Genomic DNA, 22,191 nt, shown 5'->3' with positions numbered 1-22,191 from the left:
ACGCCGCCCGCCGCCGACGGATATGGTCGATTTGCCCGGCGGGTAACACTCGCAAGCATTGGTGTGGTTCCTGTCGAGGCTGGCAACGCGCTCGCAACCGTCACCAAGCGGCTCGGCGCCGGTGCGTCGGTTCGTGGTGCGACACCGTCGGCTTCGCCATGCTCAATTAGGCGATTGCTCGGTTCCGCTTCTCCATCGGCTGGCGTCATGATGAGTGGGTGAGTCGACGACTAGTCTCCCGAGCGGGTCGCCTGTTCATCGCCGTGGCCCTGCTCGCTGCCCTGGTTGCGGTCGCCAGCCACTTCGGCGTGTGGCAAAAGATTACCGGGAACTCTGCGGCCGCCTGGGACTGGGTCGAGCGGTTTAGTTGGTTCAGTGCTGTCGCATCGCTCATCTTGACGATTGTCTACGAACGGCGAGCCCGTCAGGGCGGCGGACCCGGCGGGGAGGACCGCCGCATCTTCGCGTTCGGGCTGTTGAATCGGATTGAGGTGCCAGGTGACCGGCCGGTAAAGCCCGAGCCGGTCATTCCCGCCCGCCCGGCGGAACCTGATAGGCCGGTGAACCATCTTCCGGAACGTGCCACTCTCGAAGCGGAACTGGCCGGGCCCCGCTCGGCGGTCGTGCTGGTCTACGGTCCGGCCGGCGCGGGCAAGACGACCCTCGTCGAGAGCGTGCTCCGTGCTACCGATCTCGGTGCCACCCGGGAAAGATTCGATCTCGTCGCGGACGAAAGCTTCGGTGCGGCCGAGCTGGTGCGGATTCTGGGCAAGAACACCGCGCGACCCCCGCAAGAACTTCGCGACGACCCGCTGCAGTCGCTGCACCTGGCGCTGGAGTCGCGGACGGATCCCGGTGTCGCCGTGGTGATCGACGGAGCCCAGCGAATTCTCGAGCCGACAACCAACAAAATTTCCGATTTCGATCTCAACGAGGCGCTGGCTGTCATCGCGGCGCGCCGGGATCGGCGCGTCAAGGTCATCCTAATCACGCGTGAGCAGCCGATCGCGGCAGCGAGCAGCAGGTGGACCACGGATGATGCGGTCCACATCCCGGTGAACCGGCTCGCGCCGGAAGACTTCAAGCAGTATCTCGCCATCCTGGATCCCGGGGATGCCGAGGGGATGCAGGCGGGTTCCGATGACCTGTGCGATCTTCTGCAGGGCATGCCGCGCAACGCCAACCTCTTTTGGGCCGCGCTAACCCTGCCCGTGGACCGGCCGTCGGTGCGTGAGCTGACCCGCAGGCTGGAACGGCCACGGCGCAAGGACCGGCCGAGCACCCTTGCCCGGATGGTCGTCGACTCACTCACAGACGAGCAGCACAACCTTGTCGCCGCCGTCGCGGCCTACGACATGCCGGTACTGTCCGAGGACGTGGGCCGATTGGTCGGCGACGGGATATCCCCGGTGCGAGTCGAGGAACTGCTCGACGAGCTGGCGGAGCATCATGTGATTGTCCGTCTGGCGGCACCGCCGCGATACTGCCTGACCGACCCGGAGATCCTCGGCGCGCTGCAACGCGACGGTCAAAACATGGAGGCTCTACGTCGCAAAGCCGCGAACCTACTGTCGAACCGGCGCAAGCCGAAGGTTCATGTCCGCGGTCCCGGCGACCTCACCGTCGAGTTCACCGAGCTCCGCATCACCCTGCGGAACCGGGACTGGCTGGCCGCCTTCGACCGGATTCAGGCGCTCGACCAGCATCTCGTCAAATGGAACGCGTCAGGGCTGATCATGGACGCCCGCACCCAGGTGATTGGCAGACTGGAAGACGCCTTCGACGAGTTGCGCAACTTCAACGCGCTGGGGTACGCCCGCGCCTCCCGAGGGCTGATGGGCCCGGCGGTGGACGCGTACGAGAGGGCGCTCGCTCTGGCCGGGACGCAGGACCGTCCGGACGAGCTCCGCCGGAAGATACTTGCCAACATCGCGGATCTCGAGTGGCAGACCGGCAAGATCCAGGAAGCGGAACGCCGGTACCGAAAGGTCCTGAAACTGGCCGTGCGCGACGGAGACGACGAAGGTCGAATGGTCGCACTCTCCGGGATCGCCGACTGCCGCCGACGTCATGGCGATCACCGGCAGGCCGTCGCCCTGGGCCGGGAGGCTCTCTCCCTGGCCCGGGAGCAGAACGCGTACGGCTGGGAGATCGACATCAGCGTTAAGGTGGCACGGTGGCTGTCCGAGCAGGAGGAGTCAGCTCCGGCGTGGGAGTTGATGACGGAAGCCGCCGTGGTCGCCGGTGAGCGCCCCAATCCCGCTTATCGGGCTCGCTGGCTGGACGGTCAGGCGGACCTGCACCTTGACGACGGTGACTGGGTCGCTGCTCGCACTAGCGCGGCCGAGGCGCTGCGCCAAGCGCTGGACATCCACGATCCCGTCACGGTTCTCCAGGCGCGGACGACCCTGGCCATGGCCGCACTGCGACTAGGCGACCTTGAAGCGGCGCGGACGGAGATCGATCGCGCTGGCTGGTATCGGCGCGAGAAGAGGTCGCTGATCGTACTCGCGCTGCAAGCGCTGATCGCCTTCCGCGAGGATCCGGACGGCGAGGCACGCACCTTGTTCGAGACGCTGGAGAGGGAGGCCGCCCAACGCCGCAACGACGATCCGGACGACTTCGCGGCCTGGGAGCTGGAAGCAATCGCGATCTGTGGCCTGGGCGTGGATCGCCCTGGCGGCCGGGCTGCCGCGGCGAAGACGGCTTTCGGGAAAGCCCGCACGATCGCGCCCGATTTCCCGGTCGTCAAGGAGCGCCTGCAATTCATGCTCGGCATCGTGGCCGCCTCCTCAACCGTTTACCAAGAGCTCGTTGCGGCCGCCACCGGGGATGCGGTACGAGGCTTCACCCCGTGACCGCCCCGATGCGGGCGCCCCTAAGACCGTCAGCGAAGCCAGCCTCTGCCGTGTGCCAAGATCAACGCCTCGACCCGGTTGCTCACCCCGAGATCCTGGTACAGGGCTCGCAACAGCCGGTACATCGCTCGTTCCGAATATCCCACCTGCGCCGCGAGCTGGGAGACGGTTGTTCCCGACGCTAAGGCACGCAGCCATCTGACCTTCGCCGGCGGGACCGGCACTACGGTGTCGTGTCCGCTGGCCTCCGCCGCCAGGGTGGTCACCACATCGGTGGGTAGCGTGGCGGTCCCGTCGATGGCCGCATCAACACAGCGGCAGAGAGCCTCTGGGGTCACCTGACGTGGGAGGACGGAGACCGCGCCCGACTTGACGGCCCGCACACCGGGGGCGGTGGCGGTGTCCTCCAGGAGAACCAGCACCTTTACCTGCGGCTGAGCTGCCCGCAGAGTTTTCAGCCTGGTCCAGTCGGGCTCCGTCAGCACGGTCAGCACCACTATTCCGCCGGAAGATGTGGCTGCCCAGCTGACCACATCCGCGGGTGTCTGGACCATGTGGCCAGCCGCGGTCAGCGCTGCCGCGGCGCCGTGCTGGAAGACCGGGAGCGGGTCCACGATCGCGACGCGGACGCCCACGCGGGTGTGTCCCTTCGTCATCCCGGCCATGCATGATGTCAGGTTGCTGCCAAGCGCGCGGGTCACCTGCCAACGAACATGTCGTGGACCCGCCGCGTGTGGTTTTCCTACGGTCGAACCAGACAATTCATCGAGGAGCCGCACGTGGTCCAAGACGAAGACGAACGTCACACGCCGCCATCGGTCATCGACACCGACGATCATAGGCTGCCCACGGAGGAGCCTCGCGACGAGAAGACGAAGCATGCCATCCGAGCCGTCGCGGTCACCTATCCGAACCTCGGCCGAACCGCCATCTTCGCGGAAGTGCGTCGGAAGATACCCGACCTCAGGCAACGCGAAGTGAACTGGGTGATCATCAAGTTCGATCTGCCGAATCCGTTGCGGTGACCCGGCGGACGTGGCCGCTGGGGCTGGTCCGCCGAACAGGTAGCGGGTGTGGGAGCGGCGGATGAGGTCTGGCCGACGCAGCGACCGCGTGATAGGTGAGCGACTTGACGGGGCGCGTTGGGCAACCTACGGTGCCCGCCTGCGCGACGAACGACCGTGCTAGCCAACCAGGTGCCGACGCTCTCGCGCTGATATTTAGGGAGCAGGTTGGAAGCAGACAGGTGCCCTGAACGGCGCTGAACGGCACCCAGCGGCGCCCAAGCGTGTCCAACTGCACCCACCCCGACCTGCACGTTCGCGTTTGCCCAGGTCAGAGTCGGTGCAGCGTCCTGTTTTACACCGAAGTGTCGGCTCCGCCTGAAAACTGACCCCGTGGTTCCGGAACCCGCTCGGAACAGAGGGGTCAAGGTTGAGCCGGCGTTGACACGAAGAGTTCACTGGTTCGATCCCAGTGTCGCCCACTTCTGAATATAGGCAGGTAAGAAGCCCGTCGCCGGAACCGCCGGTAACGGGCTTCTCCGCTGTTGCCCCTTAAATTGGGAGCAGATTGGGAGCAGACCGCTCCCTGGCGCACCCGGCGGGGGAGTGCCGCGGTCCTGCTCCCGCCACTGGCCGGCGGTGTCGGCGCGCAGCAGGCGATCAACCATCTCCAGAGCTTGTGGCTCCGAGTCGAACTCCCAGCGCAGCACCTTCCCGGACTCCGTGTCCCCGGCCCGGGCCATTACCGTCCAGCGCGTCTCGCGGACCAGCCACACGTCGCGCCGGGTCAGGCGCCCCCAGACACCGTTCCACCAGCGCCGTACCAGTTCCTGCACCCCGCGGTCGTACATACGTTCGATCTGGTGCGCGGCTGGAGCCCTACGGCCGGGGCGCGGAGGACCGCTGCGAGTAACCCTTCGCTACGGGCGCGCGAGACAACACGCTCGCCATCCGCAGCAGTCCGGGCGGTGCCGCTACACCCGAAGATCACGCCCGCTCCTTCGGGCGAACTCGGGCGTGATCTCGTACAGGCAGGCCTGCCACACGACGGTCTCCCCGCCGCCGGCCACCACTTGGCCGTCACCCGGCCCGCCGCGCAGCAGCAGCTCCACCTCTCCGACGGTAGGTGATCGGCGAGGGCCCCGCCCGAGCTCGACCGATCACCCCGCCGCCTTGGACGCCGGCACCACGGTACATTCGTCCGCGCGACCATCCATTAAGTAGCTGCCGCGTTGGCGGCCCTCACCGGCGAGTCGCATCCGCTTGCGTGAGCTGGGTGGAGGGAGTGGGTCCTGACGGTGACGCGGGCCGCGTGTGGTCGACCTGTTGCTCCTGGCATCGCGCACTCGCATTCCCGTGCCATCCGCGGTCGCCGCGGGGGTGGTCCTTCCCTGGTGTGGCCCGTTCCCGGTTCGTCTTCGAGGTGCGAGGTGACCGCCTCGGTCGCGATCACCAGCCAGCCTGGATAAACCTGGAACTTGCTGGAACGCATGGAAGCGACTACGGTGTTCCCCGTGGCTGATTCTCTCGACGATCTCGAGGCGCGCATCGACGAGCTGCGCACAGCCGTGCGTCGTGCCCTGATGGCCGGTGATCGGGCCGAGGCGCGGCGTCTGCGATCCGACCTTCGTCAGGCGGAGGCGCAGTGGGATGATGCGCTTCTGGCGATCGAACCGGAAAAGGTGGCTTCGCAACCGCGGACCGAGCCGCAGGACGCCGGGAGCCTGCTGTCGATTCGCGACCAAGTCCACCAGGCCTTGACCTTTTTGGGCGTGCCGGCGGCACCGAAGCTCATCGTCGCCCTGCACCAGGCGGTCTTCGCTGGGGCCTTGACCGGGCAGCAGCTGACGAGCCTTCGCCGAGACGAGGAAAGATCCTTCAAGACGGCGCCGTGGGCCCGGCCGTACTACTTGTGTGCGGCCCTGACCGCTGACCGGCTCTCGCCTGCCCGCGGTCTCCTGGCCGTCTCCACCTGGCCGCTTGCCACCCGCATCGTCGGGCCGCTGAGCCCCCGGGTTCACTTTCTGACCTCGGCGATCCGGGTCGCCGAGCACCTGAGCTACCCGGACTGGGCGACTCTGCCCGCCCGGCGTCTGTTGTGGCAGTTTGCCGCCAACATCCCGGGCGGTGCCACCAGTTTCGACACGATGAGGCCGGACGCCGTGCGGCGTGCGGCCCAGGCCGAGCTGGACGTTCATATTGACGCAGACCTGTCGCACCGCGAAGCGGCAGCCTGGCGCGCCGTCGACCAGCTCGACGATCTTCACCAGCTGTTCGGCGCCGCTCTCAAGGTGGCGTCGCATGCGGCGAGCGACACCTGAGTCTTGAATCCGCACTTCCCACGCGAAGGAAGAGCACGTGAAGGAACTGACGGCGCGTCTTGACGCGCTGCGGGGGGACGCTGAACCACAGAGCCTCGACGCCCGGGCTATCTCGGCGATTGTTGGCAACCCGGGATGCGGCCGCCGGAATCTGCTCGATGCAGCCGGTATCGACAAGGAGGCACTGGCCCGAGCTATCCGGCACCCCATGTACGCCCAGCCGTCGCGGATGGTGCTCGCTCGAGGGGCCCAGTTCGAAGCCCAGGTCAAGGCGAACGGCGGTGCGCAGCTGCTGACGTTGCTGCGGCAGGACATCGGGCTATCCATTCCCGAAGCCGAACACGAAGACTTGAAGACCATCGGCGGCAACGAGGGCAAGCTGGCCCGGTACCGCAACACGGTTCAGCGACTGACCGCTGTGGCCCGCTCGGCACAGGATGGCGGGACACTATTCGACCACCCGTATTTGAAGATCACGGTCGCGGGTTACGACGTCTTCCTCGAGCCGGATCTGGTGGCTGTGAAGTCGGGCGGGAAGTTCTACATCGTCGAGGTTAAGTCGTTCTCGGTGATCGATGGCCAGGCGCCTGCGGCCGCGGTGGAAGGCGCAGAGTTGCAGGCCGCGGTCTACATCTACGCCCTGCGGGAACTGCTGCGTTCCCATGGGTTCGACGAGGATCTGGTGGCGGACGAGGCGATCTTCGTGTGCCCGCAGAACTTCATCAACAAGCCGTTCGCGGCCCGGGTCAACGTCCGGAACCAGATCACGGCGGTCCGGCGGATACTCAAGCGGATGCACGACCTCGACACCATACTGTCGAACCTGCCGGCAGGGTTGACGTTCGCCCTGCGTGGCCCGGCCGGTTTCCGGCCGGCCGAGGAGCTAATGGCGGGCCTGCGTCTGGTGCCGGCACGCTATGCGCCGTCGTGCCTGGACACCTGTGAGATGGCGCGGTTCTGCCGCTTGGAGGAACAGGGTTCCACGGCGGTGCTCGGCCGACAGGTCCGTGAGGAACTGGCGCTGGACACGATCGGTGAGGTCGTCGGTCTGGCTCGAGGTACCCGTCTGCCTGGCCCGGATCAGGTCGAACAAGCCGAGTTGCTGCGGCGGGCCCAACGGTATCGCGACGAGTTGTTGGGGAGCATGGCATGAGCCTGCTGACGTCCCTGGCCCGCGCCCATGCCAGCGACCAGGCGGTGGCGCAGCGCCTGACGACCGTCCGGCATCTGCATGTGAGCAGTGAGCCGCTGGTGTTCGTGCCGTTGGCGATGGCGGGCGAGGCCCACGCCCCACTCGCCGTCATGGTTGGCACGAGCCCTGACCGGCCTGAGCTGTTGACGGTTGCGCAGCCGCGGAACCGCGACCAGCAGGTCGCCTTCGCCTACGAGCTGGCCAAGATCTTCGCCGCCTACATCACGCCGCGCACCAACCGGCGTCTTCCGGTTCGCGCCGGGGCGTCCGGCGTCCAGTACCGGTGCGCAGACGCGCCGCAGGTCTGGGTGCCCAACCGCGCCGGCGTGGAGTTCATCCGAATCCTCGGGCGCTCCACCCGCTTGCGGAGGAGTACAGGCGAGGGGGCGGTGCCACGCAACATTCCGGTCATGGGTAAATGGCTGACGTTCCTCGCCGACCGTGCTGAGTACGCCGGCTCCGCCATGCTGGTCGCGGCGACCGACGCGCTTACCCTGCATTGGGCAACCGGGCAGAGTAATGAGGAGGACCAGCATCTTCCCGCCGTTCTCGGCTGGATCGCGCCGCCACCCGGGATGACCGGGCGGGATGCCGCGCGTGCCTGCGAAAATCCGTTGAAGGTACCGCCTGCCGGTCCAGCCACGGATCCGTCGTTCGACAACGGCATCCTCGAGCCGCTGCTCGCCGCCTACCATCAGGCGGCAAGCCCGGCAGCATCGCGCATCGCCGAGGACAAGATCCGCAAGGAGTTGCGGAAGCAGCTCGACGGCACCTGGCATCGGATGTGGCAGGCGATCGCCCTGCTGAGTGACCCATCCCTTCCGGCCGGTGCTCATGTCGGTGTTCGTTGGGAACGGGACCTGGACGCTTTCACGCAGACCGCCGAGTGGATCGCGACCAGCCCTGGTGCACAGCCCAAACGCGACTCGGCGGTGTACGCTGCCCGGCGCCTGTACTGGCTGGAACGGGCCCAGCAGCAGTACGACGCGGAACGCGCCTTCGACGACCCGATGGTGATGGCCGAGGCTCGCATGATCGGCGAGGCATTCGTCGGGACCGTCGTCGCCGCCATCCCGAACCGGCGGGTCGGAAGGAGCCTGCGGCCGCTGATCACCGTGTCGACCACCGACGCGATCAGCCTCGCCGTCGGCGAGAGTGGTCTGCGCCGGCCCGAGTTGCTGGACCAGAAGACCACCGTCGTCTCGATGACCCGTGACGGGGACACGGCGATCGTCGAGCTAGAACTTCGCGAGGGCATGGGCAGCGGGCGTGAACCACGGCCCGGCACCGTCCCCGCCGTAGGGGACTCCGTGTGCTACAGCCTCTTTAAGGACGACTACCGCCGGGCGCCGACGCTGCCGCGCAAGGAGGACACCCCGTGGACTCATGGAGGCCCGCCCAAGCCATACCTGCCGACCGAGCAGGATGCCCAGGAGCCGTGGTCGTGACCGTTACCTATGCCCCGCCCAACGCGGTCCTCGACGTACTTCGGTTATTGACCGACGGTCCGCTGCCTGGCGTGGTGCTCAACTCACCACCTGGAGCCGGCAAGAGCACCGCCGTCACCTACATGGCTCACCACCTTGCCCGGCACGGCGAGCAGGTGCGCGTCGTCGCACAAACCAACTCCCAAGTCGACGACCTTGTCGCCAAGATCGCCGCCGTGGATCCTGGGATCACCGTCGGCCGGTACACCGCCTACGGCTACCCGGTGCCGGCCATGCTCGCCGCCCCAAACATCCTGATTGCGAACCGGTTCCCCGATTTGCGTCAGGCAGCCATCGTGGTCGCCACCGCAGCGAAGTGGCTCGACCCCGTCATCACCGAGCGCGGGCCATGGGCGATCATCGACGAGGCGTACCAGATGCGCTCGGACACCCTGCTGCGACTCGCGCCGATGTTCGAACGGGCTGCGTTCGTCGGCGACCCCGGGCAACTCGACCCGTTCTCGGTCGTCAACGTCGACCGGTGGACCGGCCTGGCCTGGAATCCCCTGCAGAGCGCGGTGGCAGCCATGCTCGCCAACAACCCGGACATCCCGGAACGGCAGCTACCGCACTCGTGGCGGCTTGCCCCTCACACCGCGACCCCGGTGTCGGACGCCTTTTACCCGTTCGCGCCCTTCGAGTCCGCGCCCGGCCAAGACACGCGGCAGATGTGGTTGTCGACCCGCAGCCTTGGCAACAGCCCTGCCGACCGTGCGATCGAGCACGCCGCGGCGAACGGCTGGGCCTTCTATCAACTGCCGCGGCGACACACAGTGCGCACCGACGCTGAAGCGGTCAGCGCCGTTATCGAGCTGGCTGTGCGTGTTCTGGAGCGAGGCACGATGCTACGCGACGAACGGCACCCCGAGGGCGCTAGGGTCACGCCGGACCGGGTGGCGATCGGTGTGGCACATCGCGACCAGATGGCTGCCATCAAAACCGGGCTGGCGGGCACCCCCTACACGAAGATTCGCGTCGACACCGCGAACCGGCTGCAGGGAAGCGAGTACGACACCGTCATCGTGCTGCACCCGCTGTCCGGGCGCCGCGACGCCACCGCGTTCCATCTCGAATCCGGGCGGCTGTGCGTGCTCACCTCACGGCACCGGCATGCCTGCATCGTTGTCGCCCGCGACGGCATTCCCGACCTGCTGGACGCCCACCCGTCCGCCGACCCCGTGCCCTTCAACACCCAACCGCGCTTCCCCAACGGCTGGGAAGCCAACCACGCCCTGCTCGAACATCTCATTGCCCACCGCATCCGGGCATTCTGAGCTCACCGCCCGGCGCCGTTCGGGCCGGCCCCTGTCGGGCCCAGGTGACGCCGGTCCTCAGCGATTGAAGCCACTGACGACGAAGAGGTCGCACGTGAAAGTACTGCACACCTCCGACTGGCACCTCGGACGTACCACCTACGGCCACTCCCGGGCGAGCGACCACGAAGCGGTGCTCGCCGAGATCACCGAGATCGCCGCCGCCACCCGCCCCGACCTGATTCTCAATACCGGTGACTTGTTCGACACGCAACGGCCGCCCCTGCACGCCCTCAAACTGGCCACCAGCACGCTGCACAACCTCGCCGAGATCGCTCCAGTCGTGGTCGTCTGCGGCAACCACGACTCGGCTGCATACCTGCACTGGCTGCACGACCTGCTCAACCGGTCTGCGCCGATCCACTTCGTCACCAGCCACGACAACGCCGCCGGTGAAGTCCTGCGGTTTCCAGCCGGCGAGCAGGCACTTCACGTTGCCGCACTGCCGTTCATCAGCGCCAACCGCATCGTCAACGTCTTCGACGCGCCCGGCCAGCGCCGCATCACCTACGCCGACCACGTCGCCGGCTTGCAGCAGCAGCTCATGCGCGAGCTTAAAGACGGGTTCGACGCGTCTCGCGACGTGAGCCTTCTTGCCGCGCATCAGTACATCGCCGGCGCCATCCCGTCGCGGACCGAGAACCCCAACCACACCTGCGACTTCTACGCCACCGATCCACAGCACGTGCCGGTGGTCACCTACGCGGCGTTCGGTCACATCCACAAACCGCAGCCACTGCCGACCACCGGCGTGACGGGCTGCTACGCAGGCTCGCCCCTGCAGCTTGACTTCGGTGAGGTCGGCGAGGACAAGAGCGTCGTCGTCGCGACGCTGCAGCCCGGCCAAGGCGCCGTCCTTGAACGAATTCGGCTAAAGCGCGGCCGCCGGCTGCGCTACATCACCGGAACGCTCGACGAGATCCGCACCATGGCGGCCTCCGTGACCACGGACATCTGCCTCGTCACGGTCAACACCGAAACCCACATCGACAACCTGGCCGGCCAGATCCGCGGCCTGCTGCCTGAGGCCACCATCGCCGATCTACGGGAGAACGCCGCCGACCGCAGGCTCGAACTGCTCGCCCCCGTCGACGACGCCACCGACGTCGACACCACGACGTTGTTCAGCGAATACCTCGCCACCCGCGGTGTCCAAGGCGTCTCGGCGCAACAGGTTCTTCAGCTTTTCAACACCCTGCTGCCGCACGCCAGCGAACACGAACCACCCGAGCTGCCGGAAGAGCAGCTACTGGCGGCCGACCCCGAGATCGCCTTCCCGCTGCCGGTAACCAGCACGGCCACCATCGGAGGTTCGGCATGAGACCACAGACACTGACCTTCTGCGGCCTGGGCACCTACACCGCGAAGCAGACCATTGACTTCACCGACAAGCGCTTCATCGCGATAGTCGGCGATACCGGTGCCGGGAAATCGACGATCCTGGAAGCGATCTGCTACGCCCTCTACAACCGATGCACCTACGCCGCCACCGCATCCCCGTTGGTCGCCGACGGCGGTGACGGCACCCTCGCCGTCGAACTCACGTTCACCGTCGGCAGCCGCCGATGGCAGGTATCACGGTCCGTCAGCCGTCACACCGCCACGTCAGTGCACCGGCTGACCTGCCTCGACACCGGCGCCCTAACCACCGGGGCCAGGCAGGTCACCGCAGAGATCCGGCGGATTGTCGGGCTCGACTGCGACACCTTTCTACGTGCCGTGGTCCTGCCCCAGGGCCGCTTCCAGGAGCTGCTGCGCATGAGCGACCGTGACCGAGGCAAAGTCCTCGACTCCGTCCTCGGTCTTGAGCAACTGGGCCAGGTCCGCGAGCACGCCCGAACCCTTCAGGTGCGCCTCAAAGACCGGCTCAACGAGTACCAGCTGCACCGCAGGAGGTTCCTCGACGACCCGGCCGCGGCGCTGGCCGCCGCAGCCGAACAGCACAGCGTGCAGCAGCAGGGCCTGGAACATCTCCAGAATGCTCGGGCCGCCATCGCTGATGCGCGTGCCGAACAGCGACGAGCCGCCGGGGCGGTCAGCACGCTGGCCCAGCTGAAGGAATCCCTGGCGGCCGCAGTTCCTGCCGGCGCCGCCGACCAGCTACACGCCTTGGCGTCGCAGGCTCAGACGCTCAACGGCCAGCGCGTCGACATCAACCAACTGACCCACCAACTGCAGATCGAGCAAGACCTCCTACAAGGTCAGCTCACACAGGCCGAGCAGTACGGCGGGAATGTGGCCGGCACCGCCACGACGATCAGCACTCTGAAATACCTCGCCGAACAGCTACCCCAGCAGCGGAAACGCCACCGGCAGCTTACGGAGGACGCCGAAGCCCTTGCCGTCGAGCAGCTCCGGCTACAAGGCGTGCAACAGAGCCTGGCGGATCTTGAGCGAGCCGTCGCGGTGGCCAACAAGACGCATGTAGACGCGGAAACGGCGTTCAAACGAGCCCAGGATCGGCAGCACAAGGCCGTCGAACGACTGAGGATCTGGCGCCGAGCCGCCGCAGACCTAGAGAAGGCACGCGCAGAACTCGCCACGACGGAAGAGGCTCTCGGCACCGCCATGGCCAAGGCAAGAGAAGCGGCGGGTATCGCAGGAGAGGCCGAGCACAACCGGAGCGAGAGCGAACAAACGCACCGCGCGCTGCTGAAGGCGAACGCCGCAGCGCACGCCGCCGCGGACCTCGAACCCGGCGCGCCATGCCTCATCTGTACTCGTCCCCTGCCTGCCGACTTCACCGCACCGATCGCACCCGACCTCACCGCCGCCGACGACGCCCACAAGAAAGCCCGAGTCCGGGCGGAGAAGACGGGTCGGGCGGCCGCCGTAGCGGCCGCCCGGGTGGAAACCCTGAAACGAGACAACCTGCCTGCCGCCCAGCAGAGCGTGACCACAGCCGAGAGCCTGCTCAGTGAAGCGCTCATCAGCCTTCAGGAAGTCGTTGGAGACGCCGACCTGTCGGAAACCGACGAGCAGATCCTCAAACTGGTGACCGATGACGCTGCCAAAGCGCAGCAGGACGTCGAGCGCGCCGGAAAGATTCGGGACGACACCCGCGATACCGTGACCGCCGCCAGAACCGAATTCGTCACCCTCTCAGAGGCCCACGCCAAGCGCATGTCTGCCCATCAGGAGCAGCGACGCGACAACGTCGCCTTGCGCCAATCGATCGACGAGGCGGCCAGCCGCCTACCCGCCCGCTTCACTCTCGCCACACCCCTGGACGTCGCGGAAGTCCAGCAACAGAAGGCAGCAGCCGAAGCCCATCAGCGACTTCTTCAGGAACTGGCCGGCCGACGGACCGGCGCCGAACAAGCGCTCGCCGGCCTGCGCTCGCGGAGCGCGGCGCTGGAGACGACCTACGCAAAGAAGATCACCAAGCCGGCGGCGACGCTGCGAGACAAGCTCTTGACCCTGGCGCAGCGGGTTAAGGACGCCGCAGGAGCATTCGGGCTCGAAGAACCGGCGGCCGCGCCCGCCGCGCACGTAGACCTCGACACGCAGGCGCACTGGGCTGCTGATCTTCTCGCTCAGGCAAAGGAACTCCTCGGCATCTGCGCCGTAAAAATCGACGAACAGCAGCGTGCCGAGAAGGCTGCCGGAGAGGCCATCGGCCTTGCCTGCCATTCGGCTGGTGCCGCCGGCGAAGAAGAACTTGAGCAGCAATACCTCGCCGCCCACGGTACGGTCCAGAACCTGAAAAGGCAGATCGAGCGCGCCCGGGAGGAACTCCCCGTGGTGAACGCGTTGCAGGAGCGGATTGATGCTGCGGCTGGCACAGTCGATGTTCTTGCACAACTGTCGGTAGTGCTGGCCGAGGGCAAGTTCATCGCTGACGCTGTCAGCCGGCGCCTCCAAGCGCTGCTTCACCAGGCAAGCGAGATCCTGCTCTCGATCTCCGGTGGCCGCTACAGGTTCGCGGCCGACTTCCGGATCATCGATATGGACACCATGGCTGCCCGAGATGTTAAGACGCTCTCCGGCGGCGAAACGTTTCTCGCCAGCCTCGCCCTGGCGCTCGCCGTAGTCGAACTCGCCAGCCGTGCGACCGGCCACGTCGAAGCGCTCTTCCTCGACGAGGGCTTCGGCACCCTTGACACCACCTTCCTGCGCGATGCCCTCAATACGCTGACCGACCACAGCACAACCGGCCGGCTGGTCACGGTGATCAGCCACATGCGTTCCATCACCGAGAACGCTGAACATGTACTAGTCGTGGAGAAGTCCCTGACAAGTAGTCACGCGCACTGGGCCGACGCCTCGGAACGAGAGAGGATCATCAACGATGACCTTGGTCGTGGCCTGCTTGAATAGGCCGACAGGGCGCCAAGCTGGCCGCGCAAAGGCTCCAGACCGAGATGATGCGCGAGTACCACGGTTGCGGGTGTCGCCTCTCGTGGCGACGCGGCAGTGTGATCTGGCTGAGCGGGGGAGGACTGTGTTATCGATGGCAATGCACAATCCTCCGGTGACCCGGAGCGCGCTGGTAGTAACCCTCGCGCGCGGTCAGCTATGCCGGCCACGGCGGTCCCGGGCACATGCCGTCGATCAGCCGAGGCCTGAGGACCCAGCTCCAAGCGGCTCGCGGCCGGCGAGAACCGTAACCGCCGAGGCCACCGGCCTCTTGGAGGCGCCGACGATCACTTCAGCCCGCCCCGGCACCCGATCCGAGGGGGGCAACGGATGCACCAACTGGTGACCGAGATCGCAGAGCTGCCATTTGAGGAGCACGCTGCTGATTCCGCCGTGCTTGCGCTCTACCGGCAGGTGTTCGCCGTTCTGGCCCGCGACGCGAACCAGATGGTCGACGACCCGGCGCTCGTTCGCGTCGACGAGCTGATCCTGAACGCATTCGCGTCCGCGGGCCCGGCCGGCTTAACGGTGGAGCAGGTGATCGCTGCGTGCGGAGACACCTCGCCCGTCGCGGTCCGGCGCCGGTTCGAGGTGCTGCGCTCCTATCGAGCGGTTACCAAAGTCAACGAGCGACCGAACGAAATGTTCTACCAGGCGGCGTTCGCGCCGTACGTGATGCTGCTGTTCCTGCGCCGGCTGGCGCAGACCGGCGGCCTCGGCGAGCTGCACCAGATGCTGTCGATCGCCCGGCTCTCGATCGAGGACGCCGATACCACCCTCGAGCAGGCCCAAGCGCAGCTGCAGGACCTGGCGAACGTGTTCCGGCTGCTGGCGAACCCCATCATGCAGATGGCGAAGTCCGGGACGGTCGAATCGTTGCGAGCCTCGGCGCAGCCAATGCTCGGCAACAGCGAACTCATCGACAAGGCGACGGTCTTCCACAACCTGGCGACGGAGAAGTGGCCGCAGCTGTTGCCAGAGTGCACGCAGCTGCGGATGGCGTTGGCCGCGTATCGGGACGCGGTGAACGCCGCGGCGCGGCGACTGATCGACCGGGCCGGCCGAACCCGGGCGTTGGGGCTGTTGCCAGCGGAGAAGTGGCGCAGCTTCGCCCGCGACGCCACCGCCGTCGAGCTTGCGGCCGCGCTGGACGGGTTGCTGTTCGACGCGCCGAATCCGCACTTCACCGTTGACGACCTGCTCGACGCGGTCGAAGAAGGGTTGCGGACCGAGACGGGGCGGACACCGCCGCCTCGGCCGCGGATTGACGATGAACCAGGCGCTGAACAGGTCGGTGCCGATATGGAGGCGGAACTGCTTGCCACCCGGGCGGAGGAGCTGCTGGCCGGCCGCGACGAGGTCACCGTCGCCGAGCTGTTGGACACGGCCGGGGATTGGGCGGCCGGCCGTCGGGTGCTGTCGGACTTGACCGCGATCGGCTTGCGACCCGAGCTGCCTTACCTGCTGACCTGGGGGGACGGGCTGCGGATCAACGTGGTCGGAGACCTGACCTGGGTCACCGACGGCTGGTTCAGGCGCCGGACACCGGCGGAGGCGCCGGCGTGAACGAACACGACACCGCACTGTGGTGGGCGAAGATCCGCTCCGGCGGCCCGCAACAGGCACCCGCAGGCAGCCCATCCCCAGCAGGGATGCGGCGCCTGGTCGAGCCGGACGCCCAGTCAGTGTGGTTCCTGCCGAACCTGCCGCCAAGTGCTGCGCCGGAGGTCCTCGCCGAGTACCGACAGGAACCGGCGACGCTACAGGATTCGGCCGGCACGCTACGAGTGTTCGCCGCCTGCCTGCGCTGCTGCTGGCCGGACCCGGGCACCGACTTGTGGCCGGGCCAGCTGGCCGATCTTACTGACGTCGACCAAGTGCTACAGCAGCTCACCCCAGGCCGGGACCGGGCCAGCCGGCGCAAGCTGCTGTCCGCCAGCCTGCGCCGGCTGGAAGCGTCCCGGTGGGTGCTGCAGACGGCCGACCGGGTCCGGCTGGGGCCTCGCGTCACCGGGTGGGGGTCGCTGGAGCTGTCCACGCTCCGAGAACTGTGGCGGATGATCCCCGACCCCCAGCCGAAGTCTGATCCAGGCGGAGGGGAGGCGCCGTGAACCGCAACCAGAACCCGCTGTTCGACTCCGTCCTTGCGACCCTGACCGACCGGCAGCGCGAACACGTCGAAGCGGCGTACGCCCTGCTGGAGCACAGCCGCGAGCCCGTCCACCGGCAGGAACTGCACGCGTTGCAGGACCCGACCAGCCGGGACCGACTCGAGCAACTGCTGCGCCACACCGGCCGGGTCCTCGTCCAGGTCGACGGGCTGCGGTTCACCTCCGGATTCGACGACACAGTTGCCGCGCAGCTCACCGCCGCCGGCTGGCAGCCACTGACCACCGTCGAGCGAGCCGTGCTCGCTCTCGTGCTCATCTACTCGGTCGCGATCGCCCGCAGCGAGGAACGCCTCGCTCCCGACAACTGGACGAGCCCGTACCCGACCACCGAGGCCGACATCCTGAAGGCCAGCAAACTCCCGGCGGTCGCCGCAAAAGCCGCAGCGAGCAAACTCGTCGCCGCCGGGCTGCTCACCCGGGTCCGCGACCGCGCCGACGCCGAAGGTGGATACGTGCCCGGCCCGCAACTGTTGCGCCTGACCCCGGCCGCTCGGGCCCGGCTGCAGGAACAGTTGATCCTCGCCGCCGCCCCGAACCATCCGCTCGCCGCCGCAATCCGTGAACGCCGCAACCGCACCGCCAGCAGGGAGAACATTCGTTGACCGCAGCAGGTAACCCCGTCGACGACGGCGCCACCGACATCGTCGGACCGCGGGTCCTCGCCGGCATCCAAATGATCAATATCTCCCGGCTGTCGACCCACCCGGTCCCGATCACCTCCCGCGGCCTAATCACCATCGCCGGCCAAGGACCGTCGGACTCCAACGGCGCTGGAAAGTCGTCGTTCATCGCCGGCCTCAGCCTGCTACACGCCGACGAGCAGTGGCGGCTGCAATCCGGCGCGCAGGCAGCCGCCGAACTGCTGTTCACCGCCGAACTCGCCGGGCAGGAAGTCGTCCACGCGAACGCCGACCACGGCTACATCGTCGGCGTGTTCGTCCCGCCCACCGCCCGGGCGCTCGCCGAACTTGAGGCGGACGTGCTGACGGTGTGGCTGCGGATCAACCGGCAGGCACCCCACGTCGAACTGCGGTGGAAGCCGCAGCTGCACGTCGCGTACGGTGCCAGCGAAAACGACCGGGCCAGCAGCGCCGACGGCTTGTGGGACGAGTTGCCACGCAGCAACGGTCGTACCGACATCCGGGCGAACAAACTCGCCCGCACCCTGTATGGGCAGACGGTGCGATGCGTGTCGTTCCTGTCCACGTCGGTGCGAGCCAGCCCTACAGCGAACCTGCTGGCCCAGCCACTGAACGAGCTGACACCGGAGCGGATTTTCGATGCGATCGGTGCGCTGACCGGCCTGACCCGCGAGATCGACGACGAACAGGCGGCCCGGCAGAATCAGTACCAAGCCGCGCTCGCCGCGAACACCGCGAAGGAAGAGTACGAGCGGTGGGACGAGCGGGTCACTGTCACCGAAGACATGATCCGGGCCCGCGAAGCGGCCCGTACGGTAAAGGCCGACGCGCTCGACAGTTGGCGGTCGCGGTGCGCCCGCTACCTCGTCGACGGTGTGGCCACCGACGCGGAGCTGCGGCATGACATCGCTCAGCTCGAAGCCAAACGCAAAGAGCTCCAAGCAGCCATTGACGCTACCGACGTCAAAGTCGGTCAGCTTACCGACGACAAGGCGTTCGACGAGAGCTACCGGCAGCGGGTGAAGGCGTTCAACGACATCGACGCCGAGGTGAACAGTCTGCGGAAAGAGCAGACCGGTTACGTCGCCCAGATCGAGCTCCTCACGACACGTAGCCGCGCTTTACGGGAGAAGGCGGTCGCCGCGGACGGTCGGACCGTCGCCCAGGCCGAGCAAGAGGTGCGCGACGCCAACGCCGCAGTTGACCGCGCGCAACGCCGCAAAGGCATCACCGAACAAGCCGTCAAAGACGCCCGTAAGGGGCTGGCCGCCGCAGAACGCGGCGAGGACGTTGCGGTCGCCCAGGTGCAGGCGCTGCGCGCGGCTGGCTTCACCGAGGCCGTCCCGCTTGTCGACGTGGTCAGTCTCACCGACGAGCAGCGCCCTGGCTGGGAAGCACGGCTGCTGCCGTATCGGCATGCGGTCGTCGTCACCGATGCGACTGCCGCGCAGGCGGCGCTCACCGACGTTCCCGGCTCGCTGCTCGTCGAAGCTGACCCTGACGGATTCGCGGGTGGCCCAGACCTGCCAGCGGCGGCGAACGCGGCGGTGACCGTGGCCCGGTTCCTGACCGCTCTGCGGGTCCGTGCCGGCACCGGTGGACTGATCGACACGGCTGCTGGGGTGCATGGTATTGCCGGGTACGCAGAAGCCATGACCGGCCGCGCCGGCCGGATTCAGGCTGCCCGTGACGCCCTCACCGCCGCATCCGCTGACGACGGTGAAGCGGACGACAGCGTTCGGGACGCCCAGCGGGCCAAGAAGCGTGCTGACGGGCGGGTCGAGGGAGCCAAGGCGGCGCTCGAGGTCGACGAGATCGACTCCCAGGTCAGGAAGTTACGGAAGAAGAACGCGAAGATCGATGAGGAGCTGGACCAACTCGCTGCCCCACATGCCCATGCCAAGAAGGCTTACCTGACGGCGCTCTCGGAGAAGAGCGGCCGCGACGAGCGGATTGCCGCCGCGAAAGCGGAGAAGGAACGGTTGAGCCGGGACCTGCAGCAGAACCAGGACCAGTGGCAGGCGAAAATCGACGCGTGGGCGGAGTTGGACCTGCCACGTCGGCAGGAAGCGTGGGCGGGCACCTCCGCGTCCGCGGAACAGCACCTGCTCACCCTCACCGAAACGGAGCAGAAACGCAGTGTCGCCGAATGGGACGACCTGTGCGCAGCGCAGACCGACCGGCTGCAGCAGGCATGTTTCCCGCCGGGCACCCCCGAGGAGCAGCTGCCCGAGGAGCTGAAAGTCGTCGACCAGCAGCGCCGCGACCGCCGGCTCAGCGCCTACATCCGGCTCATCCCGCAGGTACTGCGGATCATCGGCCAGCACCTCGACGACCTTGAAAGCATCGACCGGCAGCAACTCGACGAGATTAGCGCCGAACGAGAACGACTCACCGGGACACTGCAGAGCGCCGAAGACCACCTGAAGGAGGCCCAACTCGCGGCGACCGCAGTGCGAGCCACCCTCGCGAAGGCCATCAAAGCCAAGCTGAAGCAGGTTTCTGACGAGTTCGACGCCCTCGACCAGGCGTACGGCGGGTACGGCGGCGCCCTCGACTTCCCCGAACCAGAATCACCAGCAGACCCGCAGAAGCCTTGGCAGTGGGCGATCACCCCACGGTGGCGACGCGGCGAAGGGAAACCACTGTCGTCGTACCAGCTGCGCGGCAACACCGCCCAGATGGACGACAAAGCCGTCAAACTCGTCTGCGCGGCCGCGCTTGCCGGCTCGCAGGACCGGCCGCTGCTGCTCGTCCTCGACGAACTCGGACGCAACCTCGGCTCTGCGCACCGCCGTGACGCGGTCGCCCTGTTCGAGAACATCGGCCGGGACCGGGCGATCAGCGTCGTCGGCGCCCTGCAGGACGACATGGAACGGTACGCCGTCGGCTCCTCCAGCCTGTACATCAAGCTACGGCGAACCTCGGACGCATACGCCTACAACCAGCCACCCGTCGTCGTCGGCAGCGAGTCCGAAACAGCCCGCGTCGAGCTGCTCACCATGTGGATGACCTCCTACCGCGGGAAGACACAAGCGTGACGATCCCAGGCGGCTCCGCATCCGACAACGCCGTCCCGGACGCAGAACCGGATCGTGAAATCGTGCTGACCTGGGTCACCGACTATCCCGGACTGGTCGTGTACGCGCCGCTACCAGCCAGTGGTCGGTATCCACGCGACCGGAACGGCGACCCGTACTATCGCAGCGTGCGGCTGCAGGCCGAAAACCCCGGTCAGCCGCCGCGCCGGCCCGCCGGCCTGCTTTCCGACACCGACTGGGCGTGGATAACCCGCAGCGAACACGCCTGGCGGCAGGTCGCCGACAAGTTCGGCGCCCAAGCCGAGACGATCGTGTTCGCCCTCGCCCGGGCCGGGTGCGTCACCATCGGCTACGACCTGAAAGGCAGCCGGCCAACATCGAGCCCGAAACGGGTGTACCCCCACCCCGACCTCTCCGCCGCAGAGAAAAACCGCCGTGCAGTCCGCCGCGACCAGCGGTCCACCCTGCAGTCGCGCGCCGCCGAACTCGCTGCCGACCTGCGCGATGAGTGGCCCGGCGTTGCCCAAGCCCTGCACACCACCGACCACCCGGACCGGCTCGGCTGGGCAGTCAACGCCGCAACCGATCTGACCGCCGGCGTCGTCCACAACTCCGTCCGCGCGTTCGTGCAAACACACGCGGGAAGCACCAAAGCCCGCGACGACGTTCAACGGCTGCTGACCGAGCTCGGATTCGAACCCGAAGCCCTCGCTGCACTCGGCCTGTCCCGCAGCCCATACATCGGCATCGGCGGCCCGGTCCGGCTGTGCGTCTCTGATACCGTCATCGACCTTTCCTCGCTGCCTGGCCCGCATGACATCCGGCTCAGCCCTCAGCACACGGTCTCCATCGACGTATGCCGTGGGGCGGGGCCGCTTCTGATCATCGAAAACCGGCAGGCCGCCGAAACGCTATGCGACATCGACGCGGGCGTGCCGGTCATTTGGTGCCACGGCCAGCCACCAGAGCCGGTCCTCAACCTGATTGCCGAAGCAGCAGCGCAGGCCTCGTCAACATTGATCTGCACCGACGCCGACCTTGGCGGAGTGCGTATCGCCGCGAGAATCCACGACCGCCTTGCCGCAGGGTTAACAGTCCACGTCGTCGACGTCGGTGCTGCAGGGCACCGACCCGGCCGAGTGTTTTCTGCGCACAGCCGGGCCTATCTGCAACCGTTCGCGAACCGTAATGATCAGATCGGAGCCTTCGCCCTCAACTGCCTGGATCGTGGCTACGCCATCGAACAGGAGGCGACAGTCAAAGCAGCGATGACCGAAGCGCTGGACAGAATTCGACAAGACTGATGGTGGCGAGGCCCGCCTACGCGCGGTCGGTCACAACGAACGAGGTTCTTGTGAGGCGCTCGTCCGCTGGCGTCTTCGCCCATGCATTGATCATCGCCTCGTCGTCGGTGACATCGAGGAGGCGGACAGCCTCCGACCTGGGAGTCGTTGGAGGAGCACAATCCAGCAGCCGGTCAAGGTCAGGGGCAGCTGTGCCGCCTTCGCCCCAGAGGTAGATGCGGAACGGTCCAGCCCCCAAATCTGAGTGCCGCACACAGGACCTCGAGACGTCGCAGCCGGGTCTGGCCGGGTGCGCGACCTCGCCCGAGGGCTCGTGGGCCCGGGATCACACGGTTGCATGTCCGGCCAGCCAGGTGTCCGAAGATCACCAACACGAGTTGGCAAAAGCACTCTGCAGATCGGCCCTCTCGACCACCGCAGCCGCCGGCCAGACCGAGTCCGACGCCCGTCGGGCCGGGGCCGGCTCCCGCTACAGCGGCCGAACCCACCCCGTGCGGCCG

General features: G+C 67.2%; 16 protein-coding genes. 13 read left to right on the top strand and 3 right to left on the bottom strand.

What is annotated here, in order from left to right; genetic code table 11:
* The first annotated feature begins 218 nt into the window (after window positions 1-218).
* Complete coding sequence (locus NFX44_RS22255) at window positions 219-2,858, top strand: tetratricopeptide repeat protein (protein ID WP_262285511.1); 2,640 nt, start codon at window positions 219-221, stop codon at window positions 2,856-2,858.
* 29 nt (window positions 2,859-2,887) lie between these two features.
* On the opposite strand, the gene NFX44_RS22250 is transcribed toward NFX44_RS22255, so the two are convergent.
* A complete protein-coding gene (locus NFX44_RS22250) occupies window positions 2,888-3,559 on the bottom strand; it encodes a DNA-binding response regulator (RefSeq protein WP_262285510.1) in 672 nt (223 codons plus the stop codon).
* Between the two features lie 78 nt (window positions 3,560-3,637).
* Here NFX44_RS22250 and NFX44_RS22245 point away from each other — a divergent pair, with 78 nt between their 5' ends.
* Window positions 3,638-3,883, top strand: coding sequence for a hypothetical protein (locus NFX44_RS22245; RefSeq protein WP_262285509.1), 246 nt, complete (start codon window positions 3,638-3,640; stop codon window positions 3,881-3,883).
* A 434-nt stretch (window positions 3,884-4,317) separates the two neighbouring features.
* Here the strand turns inward: NFX44_RS22245 and NFX44_RS22240 are convergent, their stop codons facing one another.
* The gene (locus tag NFX44_RS22240; RefSeq protein WP_262285508.1) at window positions 4,318-4,698 is read right to left on the bottom strand and encodes a hypothetical protein; all 381 of its coding nucleotides are present in this window, start codon (window positions 4,696-4,698) and stop codon (window positions 4,318-4,320) included.
* A gap of 138 nt (window positions 4,699-4,836) precedes the next feature.
* Window positions 4,837-4,974, bottom strand: coding sequence for a hypothetical protein (locus NFX44_RS22235; RefSeq protein WP_262285557.1), 138 nt, complete (start codon window positions 4,972-4,974; stop codon window positions 4,837-4,839).
* A 402-nt stretch (window positions 4,975-5,376) separates the two neighbouring features.
* Between NFX44_RS22235 and NFX44_RS22230 the strand changes: the two genes are divergently transcribed.
* The 11 genes from NFX44_RS22230 (at window position 5,377) to NFX44_RS22180 (ending at window position 21,691) form a co-directional block, all read left to right on the top strand.
* Window positions 5,377-6,183 (top strand): hypothetical protein, encoded by an 807-nt coding sequence (locus NFX44_RS22230; protein ID WP_262285507.1) that lies wholly within the window; start codon window positions 5,377-5,379, stop codon window positions 6,181-6,183.
* Window positions 6,184-6,220: 37 nt separating this feature from the next.
* On the top strand, window positions 6,221-7,336 hold the full coding sequence (locus NFX44_RS22225) for a hypothetical protein (protein ID WP_262285506.1): 1,116 nt from the start codon (window positions 6,221-6,223) through the stop codon (window positions 7,334-7,336).
* Window positions 7,333-8,823 carry a hypothetical protein gene (locus NFX44_RS22220; protein WP_262285505.1) on the top strand — a complete coding sequence of 497 codons (1,491 nt, stop codon included), beginning with the start codon at window positions 7,333-7,335 and terminating at the stop codon, window positions 8,821-8,823. Before NFX44_RS22225 ends, NFX44_RS22220 begins: the two co-directional genes overlap by 4 nt.
* The gene (locus tag NFX44_RS22215; protein ID WP_262285504.1) at window positions 8,820-10,136 is read left to right on the top strand and encodes an AAA family ATPase; all 1,317 of its coding nucleotides are present in this window, start codon (window positions 8,820-8,822) and stop codon (window positions 10,134-10,136) included. The genes NFX44_RS22220 and NFX44_RS22215 overlap by 4 nt, the downstream gene beginning before the upstream one ends.
* Before the next feature lie 94 nt (window positions 10,137-10,230).
* Complete coding sequence (locus NFX44_RS22210) at window positions 10,231-11,496, top strand: exonuclease subunit SbcD (protein ID WP_262285503.1); 1,266 nt, start codon at window positions 10,231-10,233, stop codon at window positions 11,494-11,496.
* On the top strand, window positions 11,493-14,495 hold the full coding sequence (locus NFX44_RS22205) for an SMC family ATPase (protein WP_262285502.1): 3,003 nt from the start codon (window positions 11,493-11,495) through the stop codon (window positions 14,493-14,495). Before NFX44_RS22210 ends, NFX44_RS22205 begins: the two co-directional genes overlap by 4 nt.
* A 381-nt stretch (window positions 14,496-14,876) precedes the next feature.
* Window positions 14,877-16,100 carry a hypothetical protein gene (locus tag NFX44_RS22200; RefSeq protein WP_262285501.1) on the top strand — a complete coding sequence of 408 codons (1,224 nt, stop codon included), beginning with the start codon at window positions 14,877-14,879 and terminating at the stop codon, window positions 16,098-16,100.
* A complete protein-coding gene (locus NFX44_RS22195; protein ID WP_262285500.1) occupies window positions 16,097-16,645 on the top strand; it encodes a hypothetical protein in 549 nt (182 codons plus the stop codon). Before NFX44_RS22200 ends, NFX44_RS22195 begins: the two co-directional genes overlap by 4 nt.
* Window positions 16,642-17,307: a hypothetical protein gene (locus NFX44_RS22190; protein ID WP_262285499.1), complete on the top strand. Its 666-nt coding sequence runs from the start codon at window positions 16,642-16,644 to the stop codon at window positions 17,305-17,307. Before NFX44_RS22195 ends, NFX44_RS22190 begins: the two co-directional genes overlap by 4 nt.
* Window positions 17,304-20,387 (top strand): hypothetical protein, encoded by a 3,084-nt coding sequence (locus NFX44_RS22185; protein ID WP_262285498.1) that lies wholly within the window; start codon window positions 17,304-17,306, stop codon window positions 20,385-20,387. The genes NFX44_RS22190 and NFX44_RS22185 overlap by 4 nt, the downstream gene beginning before the upstream one ends.
* Window positions 20,384-21,691 (top strand): hypothetical protein, encoded by a 1,308-nt coding sequence (locus tag NFX44_RS22180; protein WP_262285497.1) that lies wholly within the window; start codon window positions 20,384-20,386, stop codon window positions 21,689-21,691. The genes NFX44_RS22185 and NFX44_RS22180 overlap by 4 nt, the downstream gene beginning before the upstream one ends.
* Window positions 21,692-22,191 lie beyond the last annotated feature (500 nt).

It is taken from the genome of Micromonospora sp. MA102 (assembly GCF_025460765.1).
Lineage (GTDB): Bacteria > Actinomycetota > Actinomycetes > Mycobacteriales > Micromonosporaceae > Micromonospora > Micromonospora halotolerans.
This window is presented reverse-complemented; position numbering and strand designations above follow the sequence as displayed.